The sequence below is a fragment of the Pantoea phyllosphaerae genome (genome assembly GCF_051025595.1).
Classification (GTDB): Bacteria; Pseudomonadota; Gammaproteobacteria; order Enterobacterales; family Enterobacteriaceae; genus Pantoea.
Genome location: NZ_JBPFDE010000024.1, coordinates 1 through 16,398 on the forward strand (window position 1 = coordinate 1; position 16,398 = coordinate 16,398).

Genomic DNA, 16,398 nt, shown 5'->3' on the forward strand with positions numbered 1-16,398 from the left:
CAGGGTCTGCGCTTCGCAATCCGCGAAGGCGGCCGTACCGTTGGCGCGGGCGTTGTTGCTGAAGTTATCGCTTAATTGCGTTAGCAGGTGGCCTTCGGGCCACCAGAGCAGAAAAGAGCACTTCGGTGCTCTTTTTTTATGCCCGGTGTTTGCTCATGTCGCCAAATCCACACTAATCTTAGGTTTGAAATAAAAACGATTCTCATTTACTCTTTGATCATAAAACGATCGAGGTGAGCAGTAAATGTACGTCTGTTTGTGTAACGCCGTTAGTGATAAAACCCTTCGCGAGGCGGTTCGCCGCTATCAGCCAAAATCTATCCAGCAGTTGCGCCAGCTTGTCCCGGTCGGGAAGCAGTGCGGCAAGTGCATCCGCGTAGCGCGAGAAATCATGGAAGATGAGCTGCAAAATGTGCCGCTCTATAAAGAGATCGCCTGATTCTCCATACGTACTGGCTTTAATACCCACAAATTCTGTCGCGTTTTTTTGACTTCTTTTTATCCGCATCTACGCTCTTATTTAACTGGAAGCGGAGGAAGCAAAATGAAGGGCGACATTAAAATCATAAGCCATCTTAATAAATTGCTGGGAAATGAACTGGTTGCTATCAATCAGTACTTTCTTCATGCGCGGATGTTCAAAAACTGGGGGCTGATGCGCCTCAACGACACGGAGTACCATGAATCCATCGACGAGATGAAGCATGCTGATAAATATATCGAGCGCATTCTGTTTCTGGAGGGGATTCCCAACCTGCAGGATTTAGGCCGGCTGCGCATTGGCGAAGATGTAGAGGAGATGCTGCGTTCCGATCTCCAGCTGGAGCTGGAAGGGGCGAAAGATCTGCGCGAAGCTATTGCCTATGCCGATAAGGTGCACGACTACGTCAGTCGCGACATGATGATAGAAATCCTCGCGGATGAAGAGCACCATATCGACTGGATTGAGACCGAACTCGATCTCATCAATAAGCTGGGCATTCAGAACTACCTGCAGGCGCAAATCCGGGAAAGAGACGAAGAGTAAATTAGCCGTGAAGCACCTCCTTAGAGAGCCCGTTTTTGCCGTCAGAGAGCAAAAGCGGGCTTGTACTTTTACGCCTTATTTTGATGCACTCGCCCGCCTGTACTCCGCTGCACCACATTCCGCCGCAATAATACCGCTATAAAATAAGGTTAAAAACAGAACACGGGTTGCTTCCTGAGCAGATTTACGTATAATGCGCGGGCTTGCCAATATTAGCAGGCGCGATTCGAGCAGAATCGCAGGCGGCAGCATGTTAGGTCGCCTGACAATACTCCCAATTGTGGAGTTATATGCTGAACGATTACACTCTCCCATCAATCGTAATGGGTGCGAGTAGTAATTTTTTTCGTCTATAAAAAGTTTGGAGCTCTGGTCTCATGCAGAACCAAAGAATCCGTATCCGTCTTAAAGCGTTTGATCATCGTCTGATCGATCAATCAACCGCGGAAATCGTTGAGACCGCCAAGCGCACTGGTGCGCAGGTTCGTGGTCCGATCCCGCTGCCGACTCGTAAAGAGCGCTTCACCGTTCTGATCTCTCCGCACGTCAACAAAGATGCGCGCGATCAGTACGAAATCCGCACTCACAAGCGTCTGGTAGACATCGTTGAGCCAACTGAAAAAACCGTTGATGCTCTGATGCGTCTGGATCTGGCTGCCGGTGTAGACGTGCAGATCAGCCTGGGTTAATCAGGTCATCGAGCGATTGAGAGGTTGATACAATGATTGGTTTAGTCGGTAAAAAAGTGGGTATGACCCGCGTCTTCACTGAAGACGGCGTCTCTATCCCAGTAACCGTAATCGAAGTTGAAGCAAACCGCGTTACTCAGGTCAAAGGCCTGGAGAACGATGGTTACCAGGCAATCCAGGTTACCACCGGTGCGAAAAAAGCGAACCGTGTGACCAAACCTGAAGCTGGTCATTTTGCTAAAGCTGGCGTTGAAGCTGGCCGTGGTCTGTGGGAATTCCGCACCGCTGAAGGTGAAGAGTACTCAGTTGGCCAGAGCATCAGTGTTGAAATTTTCGCTGACGTTAAAAAAGTAGACGTAACCGGTACCTCTAAAGGTAAAGGTTTCGCAGGTACCGTTAAGCGCTGGAACTTCCGTACCCAGGACGCTACCCACGGTAACTCCCTTTCTCACCGCGTTCCGGGTTCTATCGGTCAGAACCAGACTCCGGGCAAAGTGTTCAAGGGCAAGAAAATGGCAGGTCAGCTGGGTAATGAGCGCGTAACCGTTCAGAGCCTGGATGTGGTACGTGTTGACGCTGAGCGCAACCTGCTGCTGGTGAAAGGTGCTGTCCCGGGTGCGACCGGTAGCGACCTTATCGTTAAACCAGCTGTGAAGGCGTAAGGGGATAGCAATGGAATTAGTACTGAAAGACGCGCAGAGCGCGCTGACTGTTTCCGAAACTACCTTCGGTCGTGATTTCAACGAAGCGCTGGTTCACCAGGTTGTTGTTGCTTACGCTGCAGGCGCCCGTCAGGGTACCCGCGCGCAGAAAACGCGTGCTGAAGTAACTGGTTCAGGCAAAAAGCCGTGGCGTCAGAAAGGCACCGGCCGTGCGCGTTCAGGTTCTGTAAAGAGCCCGATCTGGCGTTCAGGTGGCGTGACCTTCGCTGCGCGTCCGCAGGACCACAGTCAAAAAGTTAACAAAAAGATGTACCGCGGCGCGCTGAAAAGCATCCTGTCCGAACTGGTACGTCAAGATCGTCTGATCGTTGTCGAGACGTTCTCTGTAGAAGCACCGAAAACCAAGCTGCTGGTACAGAAACTGAAAGACATGGCGCTGGAAGACGTGCTGATCATCACCGGTGAACTGGATGAGAATCTGTTCCTGGCCGCTCGCAACCTGTACAAGGTTGACGTGCGCGATGCAGCGGGTATCGACCCAGTTAGCCTGATCGCCTTCGACAAAGTCGTTATGACTGCTGATGCAGTTAAGCAAGTTGAGGAGATGCTGGCATGATCCGTGAAGAACGTCTGCTGAAAGTACTGCGCGCGCCGCACGTATCTGAAAAAGCGTCTGCTGCGATGGAAAAAACCAACACCATCGTTCTCAAAGTTGCTAAAGACGCGACCAAAGCAGAGATCGTTGCTGCTGTTGAAAAACTGTTCGAAGTAGAAGTTAAAGACGTGAACACCCTGGTTGTTAAAGGGAAAACTAAGCGTCACGGACAGCGTATCGGTCGTCGCAGCGACTGGAAAAAAGCTTACGTCACCCTGAAGGAAGGCCAGAACCTGGACTTCGTCGGCGGCGCTGAGTAAGTCGGAGGAGAAAGACAATGGCAGTTGTTAAATGTAAACCGACATCTCCGGGTCGTCGCCACGTCGTTAAAGTGGTAAACCCTGAGCTGCACAAGGGCAAACCTTTTGCCCCGCTGATCGAAAAGAACAGCAAATCCGGTGGTCGTAACAACAATGGTCGTATCACTACCCGTCATATCGGTGGTGGTCACAAGCAGGCTTACCGTATTGTTGACTTTAAACGCAACAAAGACGGTATCCCGGCAGTTGTTGAGCGTCTTGAGTACGATCCGAACCGTTCTGCGAACATCGCACTGGTTCTGTACAAAGACGGCGAGCGCCGTTATATCCTGGCCCCTAAAGGCCTGAAAGCCGGCGACCAGATTCAGTCTGGCGTTGATGCTGCGATCAAAGCAGGTAACACCCTGCCGATGCGTAACATCCCGGTGGGTTCTACCGTGCACAACGTAGAAATGAAGCCGGGCAAAGGCGGTCAGATCGCTCGCTCTGCTGGCGCTTACGTGCAGATCGTTGCGCGTGAAGGCTCCTACGTTACCCTGCGTCTGCGTTCAGGCGAAATGCGCAAAATCGAAGCTGATTGCCGCGCAACCCTGGGCGAAGTCGGCAACGCTGAGCATATGCTGCGCGTTCTGGGTAAAGCTGGTGCAACTCGCTGGCGTGGTGTTCGTCCGACCGTTCGCGGTACCGCGATGAACCCAGTCGATCACCCGCACGGTGGTGGTGAAGGTCGTAACTTTGGTAAGCACCCGGTCACTCCGTGGGGCGTTCAGACCAAAGGTAAGAAGACCCGTAGCAACAAGCGTACTGATAAATTTATCGTACGTCGCCGTAGCAAATAATTTTAGAGGATAAGCCATGCCACGTTCTCTCAAGAAAGGTCCTTTTATTGACCTGCACTTGCTGAAGAAGGTAGAGAAAGCGGTGGAAAGCGGAGACAAGAAGCCCCTGCGCACCTGGTCCCGTCGTTCAACGATCTTCCCTAACATGATCGGTTTGACCATCGCTGTCCATAATGGTCGTCAGCACGTTCCTGTCTTTGTTTCCGACGAAATGGTCGGCCACAAGCTGGGTGAATTTGCACCGACACGCACTTATCGCGGCCACGCTGCTGATAAGAAAGCCAAGAAGAAATAAGTAGGAGGAAGAGATGGAAACTATTGCTCAACATCGCCATGCTCGTTCTTCTGCTCAGAAGGTTCGCCTTGTTGCTGACCTGATTCGCGGTAAGAAAGTGTCGCAGGCTCTGGATATTCTGACCTACACCAACAAGAAAGCGGCTGTACTGGTTAAGAAGGTCCTGGAATCTGCCATTGCTAACGCCGAACACAACGATGGCGCTGATATCGACGATCTGAAAGTCGCGAAAATTTTCGTAGACGAAGGCCCGAGCATGAAGCGCATTATGCCGCGTGCTAAAGGTCGTGCAGATCGCATCCTGAAGCGCACCAGCCACATTACTGTGGTTGTGTCCGATCGCTGAGACTCTGGAGACTAGCAATGGGTCAGAAAGTACATCCTAATGGTATTCGCCTGGGTATTGTAAAACCATGGAACTCTACCTGGTTTGCGAACACCAAAGAATTCGCTGACAACCTGGACAGCGATTTTAAAGTTCGTCAGTTCCTGACTAAAGAACTGGCAAAAGCGTCTGTATCCCGCATCGTTATCGAGCGTCCGGCTAAGAGCATCCGTGTGACCATTCACACCGCTCGTCCGGGTATCGTTATCGGTAAAAAGGGTGAAGACGTAGAGAAGCTGCGTACGGTCGTCGCGAACATCGCTGGCGTACCTGCACAGATCAATATCGCCGAAGTCCGTAAGCCGGAACTGGACGCGAAACTGGTTGCTGACAGCATCACTTCACAGCTGGAGCGTCGCGTGATGTTCCGTCGTGCGATGAAGCGCGCTGTTCAGAACGCCATGCGTCTGGGCGCTAAAGGTATCAAAGTTGAAGTTAGCGGCCGTCTGGGCGGAGCTGAGATCGCACGTACCGAATGGTACCGTGAAGGTCGCGTACCGCTGCACACTCTGCGTGCTGACATTGACTACAACACCTCTGAAGCGCACACCACTTATGGTGTAATCGGCGTTAAGGTATGGATCTTCAAAGGCGAGATCCTGGGTGGTATGGCTGCTGTTGAACAACCGGAACCGGCTGCTCAACCTAAAAAGCAGCAGCGTAAAGGCCGTAAGTAAGGAGAGTCGCTGATGTTACAACCAAAGCGTACAAAATTCCGTAAAGTGCACAAAGGCCGCAACCGCGGTCTGGCGCAGGGTACGGATGTTAGCTTCGGTACTTTCGGTCTGAAAGCTGTTGGCCGTGGTCGTCTGACTGCTCGTCAGATCGAAGCAGCACGTCGTGCTATGACCCGTGCAGTTAAGCGTCAAGGTAAGATCTGGATCCGTGTATTCCCGGACAAACCGATCACCGAGAAGCCGCTGGAAGTGCGTATGGGTAAAGGTAAGGGTAACGTGGAGTATTGGGTTGCCCTGATTCAGCCTGGTAAAGTCCTGTATGAAATGGACGGCGTACCAGAAGAGCTGGCCCGTGAAGCCTTCAAGCTGGCAGCAGCAAAACTGCCTATCAAAACCACCTTTGTTACTAAGACGGTGATGTAATGAAAGCAACAGAGCTGCGTGAAAAAAGCGTTGAAGAGCTGAACACTGAGCTGCTTAATCTGCTGCGTGAGCAGTTTAACCTGCGCATGCAGGCAGCATCTGGCCAACTGCAGCAGACCCATCTGCTGAAACAGGTTCGCCGTGATGTTGCACGCGTTAAGACTTTACTGACTGAGAAGGCGGGTGCGTAATGACCGATAAAATCCGTACTCTGCAAGGTCGTGTTGTTAGTGACAAAATGCAGAAATCTGCAGTTGTCGCTATCGAGCGTTTCGTGAAACACCCGATCTACGGTAAATTCATTAAGCGTACGACTAAGCTGCACATCCATGACGAGAACAACGAATGCGGTATTGGTGACGTGGTTGAAATCCGCGAAACCCGTCCGCTGTCCAAGACCAAATCCTGGACTCTGGTTCGCGTCATCGAGAAAGCCGTTCTGTAACAGGAACTGCTTTTTCTGAAGAAACCCTCTGCCTCGGCAGAGGGTTTTTTTTTGCCTGCTATCCACCCCATTCCCAGCAATGGCTAAATAATCGGCTGCAGACCTGTTCATAATGGCTAACGCTTGTGCTGCGGCAAGGGCACCGCAGTCTGTTTCTCATTTGGACAAGGAAGCGTAGCGTGAAAAAGGAATCCCCCGACCGGCTTCGTCGGTCTCTGCTTAGCGTGCCGCTGCTGGCGGCGATCCCTTCTGTTGGCCTGACAAAAAAAGAGACGATACTATCCATGCATCACTCACCGCAGCAGAAGGGCAATGGGATGCAACGGACTCTGTTACTAAGAAATGCTGAGAGGGTCGTCTGTATGGATGATGCGCGCCGCGAGATTCGCAACGGCAGCATCTACATAAAAGGCGACAAAATTGAAGCGGTCGGCTCAGCGGACGAGCTGCCGCAAAGCGCAGACGAGATTATCGACCTGCGCGGGCACATCGTGGTCCCGGGTCTGATTAACACGCATCACCATATGTATCAAAGCCTCACCCGCGTTGTGCCGTCAGTGCAAAACGGTGAGCTATTTAACTGGCTGACGCACCTCTATCCCATCTGGCAGAAGCTGACGCCAGAAATGATTCATGTCTCCACGCAGACGGCGATGGCCGAGCTAATGCTCTCCGGCTGCACTACAACCAGCGATCACCTTTACGTCTATCCCAACGGCTGCCGGCTCGACGACAGCATCGCGGCGGCGGCGGAGATGGGCATGCGCTTTCACGCCAGCCGCGGCAGCATGAGTGTCGGTCAGAAGCAGGGTGGCCTGCCACCAGACAGCCTGGTAGAGAGAGAGGCGGCAATCCTCGAAGATACTCAGCGCGTTATCGAGCGCTACCACGACAGCCGCCGCGGTGCCATGCTGCGCGTCGTCGTCGCGCCCTGTTCTCCTTTCTCAGTTAGCCGCGAACTGATGAAAGAATCCGCGGCGCTGGCTCGTCACTACAACGTCTCTATGCATACCCACCTGGCGGAGAACGACAGCGATATCCGCTACAGCCGCGAGAAGTTCAATATGACGCCGGCGCAATATGTCGAGGATCTCGGCTGGGTAGGGCACGATGTCTGGCACGCGCACTGCGTGAAGCTTGACGATCACGGCATCGCGTTATTTGCACGCACCGGTACCGGCGTGGCGCACTGTCCCTGCTCCAATATGCGTCTTGCCTCCGGTATCGCGCCGATAAGGCATATGTGCGATGCGGGCGTTAGCGTCGGACTCGGGGTCGACGGCTCCGCCTCTAACGACAGTTCCGACATGATCGGCGAAGCGCGTCAGGCGATGCTGCTGCAGCGGGTCGGCTTTGGCCCCGACGCGATGAGCGCGCGCCAGGCGCTGGAGCTCGCGACGCGGGGCGGCGCGAAGGTGCTGAACCGCGATGACATCGGCGTTATTGCGCCCGGCATGCAGGCGGACCTGGCGGTCTTCGATCTTAACCGGCCGGGGCTGGCCGGGGCAGGGCACGATCCGGTCGCGGCGCTGGTCTTCTGCAATCCAGGTCAGGTGGCCTATAGCGTTATCAATGGAAAAGTGGTGGTACGTAACGGGGAATTAACAGTTATCGACCTGCCGAACGTGCTTCATCGTCATAACCAGCTGGCCGCACAGCTGATGGCCTAAAGGCGTTAAACAGGGAGACAATGGCGAGTGTCGAAAAATAAGGCAGATTACATTTGCTACTGCTGAGACTATTCCCTAGAATACGCCCTCCCTGTTATCAGGGAAAATAAGCGGCTCCATTGCTGAGCCGTTCATTTTTTCTACCCATCTGTGAGAACCGGTGTTATAATGCCGCGCCCTCAAATATGGGGCTTTCTAACGACCTGAATTTTGGGTCCCGAAGTAGTAGTTGACATTAGCGGAGCACTAAAATGATCCAAGAACAGACTATGCTGAACGTCGCCGACAACTCCGGTGCACGTCGCGTAATGTGTATCAAGGTTCTGGGTGGCTCGCACCGTCGCTACGCAGGCGTCGGCGATATCATCAAAGTTACCATCAAGGAAGCAATTCCGCGTGGTAAGGTGAAAAAAGGTGATGTCCTGAAGGCGGTAGTGGTGCGCACCAGGAAGGGTGTTCGTCGCCCGGACGGTTCTGTCATTCGCTTCGATGGTAACGCATGCGTTATTTTGAACAATAACAGCGAGCAGCCAATCGGAACACGTATTTTTGGGCCGGTAACTCGTGAACTTCGTACTGAAAAGTTCATGAAAATTATCTCTCTGGCACCAGAAGTACTCTAAGGAGCGAACAATGGCAGCGAAAATCCGTCGTAACGACGAAGTTATCGTGCTGACCGGCAAAGATAAAGGTAAGCGCGGTAAAGTTAAGAATGTCCTGTCTTCTGGCAAGGTCATCGTTGAAGGCATCAACCTGGTTAAGAAGCACCAGAAGCCGGTTCCGGCTCTGAACCAACCAGGTGGCATCGTTGAAAAAGAAGCCGCTATTCAGGTTTCTAACGTTGCGCTTTTCAATGCGGCAACCGGCAAGGCTGACCGTGTAGGCTTTAGATTCGAAGACGGCAAAAAAGTCCGTTTCTTCAAGTCTAACAGCGAAACTATCAAGTAATTTGGAGTAGTACGATGGCGAAACTGCATGATTACTACAAAGACGAAGTAGTCCAGAAACTCATGACAGAGTTTGGCTACACTTCTGTCATGCAAGTCCCTCGGGTCGAGAAGATCACCCTGAACATGGGTGTTGGTGAAGCGATCGCTGACAAGAAACTGCTGGAAAACGCAGCAGCTGACCTGGCAGCAATCTCCGGTCAAAAACCGCTGGTCACCAAAGCACGCAAATCAGTTGCAGGCTTCAAAATCCGTCAGGGCTATCCGATCGGCTGTAAAGTAACTCTGCGCGGCGAGCGCATGTGGGAGTTCTTTGAGCGTCTGATCACCATTGCTGTACCGCGTATCCGCGACTTCCGTGGTTTGTCCGCGAAGTCTTTCGACGGTCGTGGCAACTACAGCATGGGCGTTCGTGAGCAGATCATCTTCCCAGAAATCGACTACGACAAAGTCGATCGCGTTCGTGGTTTGGATATCACCATTACCACTACTGCGAAATCTGATGATGAAGGCCGTGCTCTGCTGACTGCCTTTGACTTCCCGTTCCGCAAGTAAGGTAGGGTTACTTAATGGCTAAGCAATCAATGAAAGCACGCGAAGTTAAGCGTGTGAAATTAGCAGACAAATTCTTCGCAAAACGCGCTGAACTGAAAGCGATCATTTCTGATGTGAACGCAACCGACGAAGATCGTTGGAACGCTGTTCTCAAGCTGCAGACTCTGCCGCGTGATTCCAGCCCGTCTCGTCAGCGTAACCGCTGCCGTCAAACAGGTCGTCCGCACGGTTTCCTGCGGAAGTTCGGGTTGAGCCGTATCAAGGTCCGTGAAGCCGCTATGCGCGGTGAAATCCCGGGTCTGAAAAAGGCTAGCTGGTAATTGTCACCAATTGAATCACGGGAGTAAAGACAGATGAGCATGCAAGATCCGATCGCGGATATGCTGACCCGTATCCGTAACGGTCAGGCCGCGAACAAAGCTGCGGTCACCATGCCTTCCTCCAAGCTGAAAGTGGCAATTGCCAACGTGCTGAAGGAAGAAGGTTATATTGAAGATTTCAAAATCGAAGGCGACATCAAGCCGGAACTGGAACTGACTCTTAAGTATTTCCAGGGTAAAGCTGTTGTAGAAAGCATTCAGCGTGTCAGCCGCCCAGGTCTGCGCATCTATAAGAAAAAAGATGAGCTGCCGAAAGTTATGGCGGGATTAGGTATTGCTGTTATTTCTACCTCTAAAGGTGTCATGACTGATCGTGCAGCGCGCCAGGCTGGTCTTGGCGGCGAAATTATCTGCTACGTAGCGTAATCGGAGGAAACTATGTCTCGTGTTGCTAAAGCACCTGTCGTTGTTCCTGCCGGCGTAGAGGTAAAACTCGACGGTCAGGTAATTTCGATTAAAGGTAAAAACGGCGAGCTGACTCGTACTATCAATAATGCCGTAGAAGTTAAGCATGCTGACAATGCACTGACCTTCGCCCCGCGCGACGGTTTTGCAAACGGCTGGGCGCAGGCGGGTACCGCTCGTGCACTGCTGAACGGCATGGTTATCGGTGTTACCGAAGGCTTCACTAAGAAGCTGCAGCTGGTTGGTGTTGGTTATCGTGCTGCCGTCAAAGGCAACGTGGTTAACCTGTCACTGGGTTTTTCTCACCCGGTTGATCATCAGCTGCCCGCGGGTATCACTGCAGAATGTCCGACTCAGACTGAAATCGTGCTGAAAGGCGCTGATAAGCAGGTGATCGGCCAGGTTGCAGCTGACTTGCGCGCCTACCGTCGTCCTGAGCCTTACAAAGGCAAGGGTGTCCGTTACGCCGACGAAGTCGTGCGTATCAAAGAGGCTAAGAAGAAGTAAGGTAACACTATGGATAAGAAATCTGCTCGTATCCGTCGTGCGACCCGTGCACGTCGCAAGCTCAAAGAGCTGGGTGCTACTCGCCTGGTGGTACATCGTACCCCGCGTCACATTTACGCACAGGTGATCGCCCCGAACGGTTCCGAAGTTCTGGTTGCTGCTTCTACTGTAGAAAAAGCTATCTCTGAACAACTGAAGTACACCGGCAACAAAGATGCAGCTGCCGCAGTAGGTAAAGCTATTGCAGAGCGCGCTATCGAAAAAGGCATCAAAGATGTTTCTTTCGACCGTTCCGGTTTCCAATATCATGGTCGTGTCCAGGCACTGGCAGATGCTGCTCGTGAAGCTGGCCTTCAGTTCTAAGGTAGAGGTCTAGGATGTCACACATCGAGAAACAAGCTGGCGAACTGCAGGAGAAACTGATCGCGGTAAACCGTGTTTCTAAAACTGTGAAAGGTGGTCGTATCTTTTCCTTCACCGCACTGACTGTAGTGGGTGATGGTAACGGCCGCGTTGGTTTTGGTTACGGTAAAGCGCGTGAAGTTCCGGCAGCGATCCAGAAAGCGATGGAGAAAGCCCGTCGCAACATGATTAACGTCGCGCTGACCAACGGCACCCTGCAGCACCCGGTTAAAGGTGCGCACACGGGTTCCCGCGTGTTCATGCAGCCGGCTTCAGAAGGTACCGGTATCATCGCCGGTGGTGCAATGCGCGCCGTTCTGGAAGTCGCTGGAGTTCATAACGTTCTGGCTAAAGCCTATGGTTCTACCAACCCGATCAACGTGGTTCGTGCAACTATCGACGGCCTGGAAAACATGAATTCTCCAGAAATGGTCGCTGCCAAGCGTGGTAAATCCGTTGAAGAAATTCTGGGGTAATCACGATGGCTAAGACTATTAAAATCACTCAAACCCGTAGCTCAATCGGCCGCCTGCCTAAGCACAAAGCCACTCTGGTTGGTCTGGGTCTGCGTCGTATTGGCCACACCGTTGAGCGTGAAGACACGCCAGCAGTACGCGGTATGGTCAACGCGATCTCTTACATGCTGAAAGTAGAGGAGTAACAGATGCGTTTAAATACTCTGTCTCCGGCCGAAGGCTCTAAGCACGCTTCCAAGCGTCTGGGTCGTGGTATCGGTTCTGGCCTCGGCAAAACCGGTGGTCGTGGTCACAAAGGTCAGAACTCTCGTTCTGGCGGTGGCGTACGTCGCGGTTTCGAGGGTGGTCAGATGCCTCTGTACCGTCGTCTGCCGAAATTCGGCTTCACCTCGCGCAAATCATTCGTGACTGCAGAAGTGCGTCTGTCTGATCTGGCGAAAGTGGAAGGCGGTATCGTTGACCTGAGCACGCTGAAAGCAGCCAACATTATCGGTGTTCAGATCGAATTCGCGAAAGTGATTCTGTCTGGTGAAGTTTCTGCACCGGTAACGGTTCGCGGTCTGCGTGTCACCAAAGGTGCTCGTGCTGCAATCGAAGCTGCTGGCGGTAAAATCGAGGAATAAGTAGCAGATGGCTAAACAACCGGGATTAGATTTTCAAAGTGCCAAGGGCGGATTTGGTGAACTGAAACGCAGACTGCTGTTTGTAATCGGTGCACTGATTGTCTTCCGAATTGGCTCTTTTATTCCGATCCCTGGTATTGATGCCGCTGTACTTGCCAAACTGCTTGAGCAACAGCGTGGCACCATCATTGAAATGTTCAACATGTTCTCTGGTGGTGCCCTCAGCCGTGCTTCAATCTTCGCGCTGGGTATTATGCCGTATATTTCGGCCTCTATTATTATCCAGCTGCTGACGGTGGTTCATCCAGCGTTGGCAGAGATTAAGAAGGAAGGGGAGGCTGGCCGTCGTAAGATTAGCCAGTACACCCGCTACGGTACGTTGGTATTGGCAATATTTCAGTCAATCGGTATTGCTACCGGTTTACCGAATATGCCTGGGATGCAGGGCCTGGTGTTGAATCCAAGCTTTGCCTTCTACTTTACCGCTGTTGTAAGTCTGGTTACCGGGACAATGTTCCTGATGTGGCTGGGCGAACAGATTACTGAACGTGGTATCGGCAACGGTATTTCGATCATTATCTTCGCGGGTATTGTTGCGGGTCTTCCGCCGGCCATTGGCCATACCATCGAGCAAGCGCGGCAAGGCGACCTGCACTTCCTTCTGTTGCTGTTGGTTGCAGTTCTCGTATTTGCAGTGACCTTCTTCGTTGTTTTCGTTGAGCGTGGCCAGCGCCGCATTGTGGTGAACTATGCGAAACGTCAGCAAGGTCGTCGTGTATACGCTGCACAGAGCACACATTTACCGTTGAAAGTGAACATGGCGGGCGTTATTCCGGCTATCTTTGCTTCCAGCATTATTCTGTTCCCCGCGACGATAGCATCCTGGTTCGGGGGCGGTACCGGTTGGAACTGGCTGACAACAATTTCGCTGTATTTGCAGCCAGGACAGCCGCTATATGTGCTACTCTATGCGACTGCAATCATCTTCTTCTGCTTTTTCTATACGGCGTTGGTTTTCAACCCGCGCGAAACGGCAGATAACCTGAAGAAGTCTGGTGCATTCGTACCGGGAATTCGTCCGGGAGAGCAAACGGCGAAGTATATCGATAAAGTAATGACGCGTCTGACCTTAATCGGCGCACTGTACATTACTTTTATTTGCCTGATCCCGGAGTTCATGCGTGATGCGATGAAAGTTCCCTTCTACTTTGGCGGTACATCACTGCTCATCGTAGTGGTCGTCATCATGGACTTTATGGCTCAAGTGCAAACTCTGATGATGTCTAGTCAGTACGAGTCTGCATTGAAGAAAGCAAACCTGAAGGGCTACGGCCGTTAATTCAGGCGCTTGAGAAGTTACGGAGAGTAAAAATGAAAGTTCGTGCTTCCGTCAAGAAATTATGTCGTAACTGCAAAATCATCCGTCGCGACGGTGTCGTACGTGTGATTTGCAGCGCCGAGCCTAAGCATAAACAGCGCCAGGGCTGATTTTTTCACATATTTTTCTTGCAAAGTCGGGTTGAGCTGGCTAGATTAGCCAGCCAATCTTTTGTATGTCAATGCGTTTCCATTTGAGTATCCTGAAAACGGGCTTTTCAGCATGGGGCGCATTTATTTAATTATAGGAGTGCATAGTGGCCCGTATAGCAGGCATTAACATTCCTGATCATAAACACACCGTTATCGCATTAACTTCGATTTTCGGTATCGGCAAGACCCGTTCTAAAGCCATCTGTGCTGCAACGGGTATCGCTGAAGATGTTAAGATCAGTGAGCTGTCTGAAGAACAGATTGACCAGCTGCGTGATGCGGTTGGTAAATTCGTTGTTGAAGGTGATCTGCGCCGTGAAATCACCCTGAGCATCAAGCGTCTGATGGACCTTGGTTGCTACCGTGGTTTGCGCCATCGTCGTGGTCTGCCAGTACGCGGTCAGCGTACTAAGACCAATGCACGTACCCGTAAGGGTCCGCGCAAACCGATCAAGAAATAATCGGGGTGAGTAAATAATGGCAAAGGCACCAGTTCGTGCACGTAAGCGTGTAAGAAAGCAAGTCTCAGATGGCGTGGCTCATGTCCATGCTTCTTTTAACAACACCATCGTTACCATTACTGATCGTCAGGGTAACGCGCTGGGTTGGGCAACCGCCGGTGGTTCCGGTTTCCGCGGTTCACGTAAATCTACTCCGTTTGCTGCTCAGGTCGCTGCAGAGCGCTGTGCAGAAGCCGTGAAAGATTACGGTATTAAGAACCTGGAAGTTATGGTTAAGGGTCCGGGTCCGGGTCGCGAATCAACAATTCGTGCTCTGAACGCCGCAGGTTTCCGCATCACTAACATTACTGATGTGACTCCGATCCCTCACAACGGTTGTCGTCCGCCGAAGAAACGTCGCGTATAACGCCGCGTTTTTAGGATAGTTGGAGAAAGAAAATGGCAAGATATTTGGGTCCTAAGCTCAAGCTGAGCCGTCGTGAGGGCACAGACCTTTTCCTGAAGTCTGGCGTTCGCGCGATTGATTCCAAGTGTAAAATTGAACAAGCCCCTGGTCAGCATGGTGCGCGTAAACCGCGTCTGTCTGATTACGGCGGCCAGTTGCGTGAAAAACAAAAAGTTCGTCGTATCTACGGCGTGCTGGAACGTCAGTTCCGCAACTACTATAAAGAAGCAGCACGTCTGAAAGGCAACACCGGTGCAAACCTGTTAGCTCTGCTGGAAGGTCGTCTGGATAACGTAGTTTACCGTATGGGCTTTGGTGCCACTCGTGCAGAAGCACGCCAGCTGGTCAGCCACAAGTCTGTAATGGTTAACGGCCGCGTTGTTAACATCGCTTCTTATCAGGTATCTCCGAATGATGTCGTAAGCATCCGCGAGAAAGCCAAAAAGCAATCTCGCGTGAAGGCCGCTCTGGAGCTGGCTGAGCAGCGTGAAAAGCCAACCTGGCTGGAAGTTGATGCGACTAAGATGGAAGGTGTGTTCAAGCGTATTCCTGAGCGTACCGATCTGTCTGCGGACATTAACGAACACCTGATCGTCGAGCTTTACTCCAAGTAAAGCTTAGTACCAAAGAGAGGACACAATGCAGGGTTCTGTGACAGAGTTTCTAAAACCGCGCCTGGTAGATATCGAGCAAGTGAGTTCGACGCACGCCAAGGTGACCCTTGAGCCTTTAGAGCGTGGCTTTGGCCATACTCTTGGTAACGCACTGCGCCGTATTCTGCTTTCTTCCATGCCGGGTTGCGCGGTGACCGAGGTTGAAATTGATGGTGTACTGCATGAGTACAGCACCAAAGAGGGCGTACAGGAAGATATCCTGGAAATCCTGCTCAACCTGAAAGGGCTGGCGGTAAGAGTTCAGGGTAAAGATGAAGTTATTCTGACCCTGAATAAATCTGGCATTGGCCCTGTGACTGCAGCCGACATTACCCATGACGGTGATGTCGAAATCGTCAAGCCGCAGCACGTGATCTGTCACCTGACCGATGAGAACGCCGCTATCAGCATGCGTATCAAAGTTCAGCGTGGTCGTGGTTATGTGCCGGCTTCTGCCCGAATTCATTCGGAAGAAGATGAGCGCCCAATCGGCCGCCTGTTGGTCGACGCTTGCTACAGCCCTGTAGATCGTATTGCCTACAATGTTGAAGCAGCGCGTGTAGAACAGCGCACCGACCTGGACAAGCTGGTCATCGAAATGGAAACCAACGGCACAATCGATCCTGAAGAGGCGATTCGTCGTGCGGCGACCATCCTGGCAGAACAACTGGAAGCTTTCGTTGACTTACGTGATGTACGTCAGCCGGAAGTGAAAGAAGAGAAACCAGAATTCGATCCGATCCTGCTGCGCCCTGTTGACGATCTGGAATTGACTGTCCGCTCTGCTAACTGCCTTAAGGCAGAAGCTATCCACTACATCGGTGATCTGGTACAGCGTACTGAGGTTGAGCTGCTTAAAACGCCTAACCTGGGTAAAAAATCTCTTACCGAGATTAAAGATGTGCTCGCCTCACGTGGTCTTTCTCTGGGCATGCGCCTTGAGAACTGGCCGCCGGCAAGCATTGCTGATGAATAACCGGATCACAG

31 protein-coding genes are annotated in these 16,398 nt (G+C 52.0%); all 31 read left to right on the forward strand.

Features of this window, described 5'->3' with window-relative positions; all coding sequences use genetic code 11:
• On the forward strand, positions 1-75 hold a 75-nt coding region (locus ACR6A7_RS20370; RefSeq protein ID WP_491565907.1), incomplete at its 5' end, for an EF-Tu C-terminal domain-related protein.
• Positions 76-244: 169 nt separating this feature from the next.
• Positions 245-439, forward strand: a complete 195-nt coding sequence (gene bfd / locus ACR6A7_RS20375; protein ID WP_033752979.1) for a bacterioferritin-associated ferredoxin — start codon at positions 245-247, stop codon at positions 437-439.
• A 105-nt stretch (positions 440-544) separates the two neighbouring features.
• Positions 545-1,027, forward strand: coding sequence for a bacterioferritin (bfr, locus tag ACR6A7_RS20380; protein ID WP_033752977.1), 483 nt, complete (start codon positions 545-547; stop codon positions 1,025-1,027).
• A 377-nt stretch (positions 1,028-1,404) separates the two neighbouring features.
• A complete protein-coding gene (rpsJ, locus tag ACR6A7_RS20385) occupies positions 1,405-1,716 on the forward strand; it encodes a 30S ribosomal protein S10 (RefSeq protein ID WP_001181005.1) in 312 nt (103 codons plus the stop codon).
• A gap of 32 nt (positions 1,717-1,748) precedes the next feature.
• On the forward strand, positions 1,749-2,378 hold the full coding sequence (rplC, locus tag ACR6A7_RS20390) for a 50S ribosomal protein L3 (RefSeq protein WP_033792404.1): 630 nt from the start codon (positions 1,749-1,751) through the stop codon (positions 2,376-2,378).
• A gap of 10 nt (positions 2,379-2,388) precedes the next feature.
• Entirely contained in the window at positions 2,389-2,994 is a 606-nt protein-coding gene (rplD, locus tag ACR6A7_RS20395; protein WP_033752971.1) for a 50S ribosomal protein L4, read from the forward strand.
• Positions 2,991-3,293, forward strand: coding sequence for a 50S ribosomal protein L23 (rplW, locus tag ACR6A7_RS20400; protein ID WP_033752969.1), 303 nt, complete (start codon positions 2,991-2,993; stop codon positions 3,291-3,293). Before rplD ends, rplW begins: the two co-directional genes overlap by 4 nt.
• 17 nt (positions 3,294-3,310) lie before the next feature.
• Positions 3,311-4,132, forward strand: a complete 822-nt coding sequence (gene rplB, locus ACR6A7_RS20405) for a 50S ribosomal protein L2 (protein ID WP_033752967.1) — start codon at positions 3,311-3,313, stop codon at positions 4,130-4,132.
• Positions 4,133-4,148: 16 nt separating this feature from the next.
• The gene (rpsS, locus tag ACR6A7_RS20410; RefSeq protein ID WP_001138115.1) at positions 4,149-4,427 is read left to right on the forward strand and encodes a 30S ribosomal protein S19; all 279 of its coding nucleotides are present in this window, start codon (positions 4,149-4,151) and stop codon (positions 4,425-4,427) included.
• 13 nt (positions 4,428-4,440) lie between these two features.
• A complete protein-coding gene (gene rplV, locus ACR6A7_RS20415; protein ID WP_007891659.1) occupies positions 4,441-4,773 on the forward strand; it encodes a 50S ribosomal protein L22 in 333 nt (110 codons plus the stop codon).
• A 17-nt stretch (positions 4,774-4,790) separates the two neighbouring features.
• Positions 4,791-5,489, forward strand: a complete 699-nt coding sequence (gene rpsC, locus ACR6A7_RS20420) for a 30S ribosomal protein S3 (protein ID WP_009087585.1) — start codon at positions 4,791-4,793, stop codon at positions 5,487-5,489.
• A 12-nt stretch (positions 5,490-5,501) separates the two neighbouring features.
• The gene (rplP, locus tag ACR6A7_RS20425; RefSeq protein WP_002438716.1) at positions 5,502-5,912 is read left to right on the forward strand and encodes a 50S ribosomal protein L16; all 411 of its coding nucleotides are present in this window, start codon (positions 5,502-5,504) and stop codon (positions 5,910-5,912) included.
• Positions 5,912-6,103, forward strand: coding sequence for a 50S ribosomal protein L29 (rpmC, locus tag ACR6A7_RS20430; RefSeq protein WP_025902044.1), 192 nt, complete (start codon positions 5,912-5,914; stop codon positions 6,101-6,103). The genes rplP and rpmC overlap by 1 nt, the downstream gene beginning before the upstream one ends.
• On the forward strand, positions 6,103-6,357 hold the full coding sequence (gene rpsQ, locus ACR6A7_RS20435; protein ID WP_033752951.1) for a 30S ribosomal protein S17: 255 nt from the start codon (positions 6,103-6,105) through the stop codon (positions 6,355-6,357). The genes rpmC and rpsQ overlap by 1 nt, the downstream gene beginning before the upstream one ends.
• A 317-nt stretch (positions 6,358-6,674) precedes the next feature.
• On the forward strand, positions 6,675-8,027 hold the full coding sequence (locus ACR6A7_RS20440; protein ID WP_434127088.1) for an 8-oxoguanine deaminase: 1,353 nt from the start codon (positions 6,675-6,677) through the stop codon (positions 8,025-8,027).
• A gap of 251 nt (positions 8,028-8,278) precedes the next feature.
• Positions 8,279-8,650, forward strand: coding sequence for a 50S ribosomal protein L14 (gene rplN / locus ACR6A7_RS20445; RefSeq protein ID WP_006120590.1), 372 nt, complete (start codon positions 8,279-8,281; stop codon positions 8,648-8,650).
• A 10-nt stretch (positions 8,651-8,660) separates the two neighbouring features.
• On the forward strand, positions 8,661-8,975 hold the full coding sequence (gene rplX / locus ACR6A7_RS20450; protein WP_003850150.1) for a 50S ribosomal protein L24: 315 nt from the start codon (positions 8,661-8,663) through the stop codon (positions 8,973-8,975).
• Positions 8,976-8,989: 14 nt separating this feature from the next.
• On the forward strand, positions 8,990-9,529 hold the full coding sequence (gene rplE / locus ACR6A7_RS20455) for a 50S ribosomal protein L5 (RefSeq protein ID WP_033752947.1): 540 nt from the start codon (positions 8,990-8,992) through the stop codon (positions 9,527-9,529).
• Between the two features lie 14 nt (positions 9,530-9,543).
• Positions 9,544-9,849, forward strand: a complete 306-nt coding sequence (gene rpsN, locus ACR6A7_RS20460) for a 30S ribosomal protein S14 (RefSeq protein ID WP_033752945.1) — start codon at positions 9,544-9,546, stop codon at positions 9,847-9,849.
• Between the two features lie 33 nt (positions 9,850-9,882).
• The gene (gene rpsH / locus ACR6A7_RS20465) at positions 9,883-10,275 is read left to right on the forward strand and encodes a 30S ribosomal protein S8 (RefSeq protein ID WP_033752943.1); all 393 of its coding nucleotides are present in this window, start codon (positions 9,883-9,885) and stop codon (positions 10,273-10,275) included.
• A gap of 12 nt (positions 10,276-10,287) precedes the next feature.
• Positions 10,288-10,821 carry a 50S ribosomal protein L6 gene (gene rplF / locus ACR6A7_RS20470; protein ID WP_434127073.1) on the forward strand — a complete coding sequence of 178 codons (534 nt, stop codon included), beginning with the start codon at positions 10,288-10,290 and terminating at the stop codon, positions 10,819-10,821.
• A gap of 9 nt (positions 10,822-10,830) precedes the next feature.
• The gene (gene rplR, locus ACR6A7_RS20475; RefSeq protein ID WP_033752941.1) at positions 10,831-11,184 is read left to right on the forward strand and encodes a 50S ribosomal protein L18; all 354 of its coding nucleotides are present in this window, start codon (positions 10,831-10,833) and stop codon (positions 11,182-11,184) included.
• 14 nt (positions 11,185-11,198) lie between these two features.
• Positions 11,199-11,699: a 30S ribosomal protein S5 gene (gene rpsE, locus ACR6A7_RS20480; protein ID WP_033792403.1), complete on the forward strand. Its 501-nt coding sequence runs from the start codon at positions 11,199-11,201 to the stop codon at positions 11,697-11,699.
• A gap of 5 nt (positions 11,700-11,704) precedes the next feature.
• Complete coding sequence (gene rpmD / locus ACR6A7_RS20485; protein WP_021186404.1) at positions 11,705-11,884, forward strand: 50S ribosomal protein L30; 180 nt, start codon at positions 11,705-11,707, stop codon at positions 11,882-11,884.
• A 3-nt stretch (positions 11,885-11,887) separates the two neighbouring features.
• A complete protein-coding gene (rplO, locus tag ACR6A7_RS20490; protein ID WP_033752938.1) occupies positions 11,888-12,322 on the forward strand; it encodes a 50S ribosomal protein L15 in 435 nt (144 codons plus the stop codon).
• 7 nt (positions 12,323-12,329) lie between these two features.
• A complete protein-coding gene (gene secY / locus ACR6A7_RS20495) occupies positions 12,330-13,661 on the forward strand; it encodes a preprotein translocase subunit SecY (protein ID WP_434127074.1) in 1,332 nt (443 codons plus the stop codon).
• Positions 13,662-13,693: 32 nt separating this feature from the next.
• Positions 13,694-13,810 (forward strand): 50S ribosomal protein L36, encoded by a 117-nt coding sequence (rpmJ, locus tag ACR6A7_RS20500; RefSeq protein WP_004160566.1) that lies wholly within the window; start codon positions 13,694-13,696, stop codon positions 13,808-13,810.
• A gap of 146 nt (positions 13,811-13,956) precedes the next feature.
• Complete coding sequence (gene rpsM, locus ACR6A7_RS20505; protein WP_033752934.1) at positions 13,957-14,313, forward strand: 30S ribosomal protein S13; 357 nt, start codon at positions 13,957-13,959, stop codon at positions 14,311-14,313.
• Positions 14,314-14,329: 16 nt separating this feature from the next.
• Positions 14,330-14,719 carry a 30S ribosomal protein S11 gene (rpsK, locus tag ACR6A7_RS20510; protein WP_004160563.1) on the forward strand — a complete coding sequence of 130 codons (390 nt, stop codon included), beginning with the start codon at positions 14,330-14,332 and terminating at the stop codon, positions 14,717-14,719.
• A gap of 32 nt (positions 14,720-14,751) precedes the next feature.
• Complete coding sequence (rpsD, locus tag ACR6A7_RS20515) at positions 14,752-15,372, forward strand: 30S ribosomal protein S4 (protein WP_033752932.1); 621 nt, start codon at positions 14,752-14,754, stop codon at positions 15,370-15,372.
• 25 nt (positions 15,373-15,397) lie between these two features.
• Positions 15,398-16,387: a DNA-directed RNA polymerase subunit alpha gene (locus tag ACR6A7_RS20520; RefSeq protein WP_003850179.1), complete on the forward strand. Its 990-nt coding sequence runs from the start codon at positions 15,398-15,400 to the stop codon at positions 16,385-16,387.
• Positions 16,388-16,398 lie beyond the last annotated feature (11 nt).

Coding starts and splice junctions, on each gene's coding strand:
- bfd (WP_033752979.1), top strand. CDS start 245: ATGTACGTCTGTTTGTGTAACGCCGTTAGTGATAAAACCCTTCGCGAG.
- bfr (WP_033752977.1), top strand. CDS start 545: ATGAAGGGCGACATTAAAATCATAAGCCATCTTAATAAATTGCTGGGA.
- rpsJ (WP_001181005.1), top strand. CDS start 1,405: ATGCAGAACCAAAGAATCCGTATCCGTCTTAAAGCGTTTGATCATCGT.
- rplC (WP_033792404.1), top strand. CDS start 1,749: ATGATTGGTTTAGTCGGTAAAAAAGTGGGTATGACCCGCGTCTTCACT.
- rplD (WP_033752971.1), top strand. CDS start 2,389: ATGGAATTAGTACTGAAAGACGCGCAGAGCGCGCTGACTGTTTCCGAA.
- rplW (WP_033752969.1), top strand. CDS start 2,991: ATGATCCGTGAAGAACGTCTGCTGAAAGTACTGCGCGCGCCGCACGTA.
- rplB (WP_033752967.1), top strand. CDS start 3,311: ATGGCAGTTGTTAAATGTAAACCGACATCTCCGGGTCGTCGCCACGTC.
- rpsS (WP_001138115.1), top strand. CDS start 4,149: ATGCCACGTTCTCTCAAGAAAGGTCCTTTTATTGACCTGCACTTGCTG.
- rplV (WP_007891659.1), top strand. CDS start 4,441: ATGGAAACTATTGCTCAACATCGCCATGCTCGTTCTTCTGCTCAGAAG.
- rpsC (WP_009087585.1), top strand. CDS start 4,791: ATGGGTCAGAAAGTACATCCTAATGGTATTCGCCTGGGTATTGTAAAA.
- rplP (WP_002438716.1), top strand. CDS start 5,502: ATGTTACAACCAAAGCGTACAAAATTCCGTAAAGTGCACAAAGGCCGC.
- rpmC (WP_025902044.1), top strand. CDS start 5,912: ATGAAAGCAACAGAGCTGCGTGAAAAAAGCGTTGAAGAGCTGAACACT.
- rpsQ (WP_033752951.1), top strand. CDS start 6,103: ATGACCGATAAAATCCGTACTCTGCAAGGTCGTGTTGTTAGTGACAAA.
- ACR6A7_RS20440 (WP_434127088.1), top strand. CDS start 6,675: ATGCAACGGACTCTGTTACTAAGAAATGCTGAGAGGGTCGTCTGTATG.
- rplN (WP_006120590.1), top strand. CDS start 8,279: ATGATCCAAGAACAGACTATGCTGAACGTCGCCGACAACTCCGGTGCA.
- rplX (WP_003850150.1), top strand. CDS start 8,661: ATGGCAGCGAAAATCCGTCGTAACGACGAAGTTATCGTGCTGACCGGC.
- rplE (WP_033752947.1), top strand. CDS start 8,990: ATGGCGAAACTGCATGATTACTACAAAGACGAAGTAGTCCAGAAACTC.
- rpsN (WP_033752945.1), top strand. CDS start 9,544: ATGGCTAAGCAATCAATGAAAGCACGCGAAGTTAAGCGTGTGAAATTA.
- rpsH (WP_033752943.1), top strand. CDS start 9,883: ATGAGCATGCAAGATCCGATCGCGGATATGCTGACCCGTATCCGTAAC.
- rplF (WP_434127073.1), top strand. CDS start 10,288: ATGTCTCGTGTTGCTAAAGCACCTGTCGTTGTTCCTGCCGGCGTAGAG.
- rplR (WP_033752941.1), top strand. CDS start 10,831: ATGGATAAGAAATCTGCTCGTATCCGTCGTGCGACCCGTGCACGTCGC.
- rpsE (WP_033792403.1), top strand. CDS start 11,199: ATGTCACACATCGAGAAACAAGCTGGCGAACTGCAGGAGAAACTGATC.
- rpmD (WP_021186404.1), top strand. CDS start 11,705: ATGGCTAAGACTATTAAAATCACTCAAACCCGTAGCTCAATCGGCCGC.
- rplO (WP_033752938.1), top strand. CDS start 11,888: ATGCGTTTAAATACTCTGTCTCCGGCCGAAGGCTCTAAGCACGCTTCC.
- secY (WP_434127074.1), top strand. CDS start 12,330: ATGGCTAAACAACCGGGATTAGATTTTCAAAGTGCCAAGGGCGGATTT.
- rpmJ (WP_004160566.1), top strand. CDS start 13,694: ATGAAAGTTCGTGCTTCCGTCAAGAAATTATGTCGTAACTGCAAAATC.
- rpsK (WP_004160563.1), top strand. CDS start 14,330: ATGGCAAAGGCACCAGTTCGTGCACGTAAGCGTGTAAGAAAGCAAGTC.
- rpsD (WP_033752932.1), top strand. CDS start 14,752: ATGGCAAGATATTTGGGTCCTAAGCTCAAGCTGAGCCGTCGTGAGGGC.
- ACR6A7_RS20520 (WP_003850179.1), top strand. CDS start 15,398: ATGCAGGGTTCTGTGACAGAGTTTCTAAAACCGCGCCTGGTAGATATC.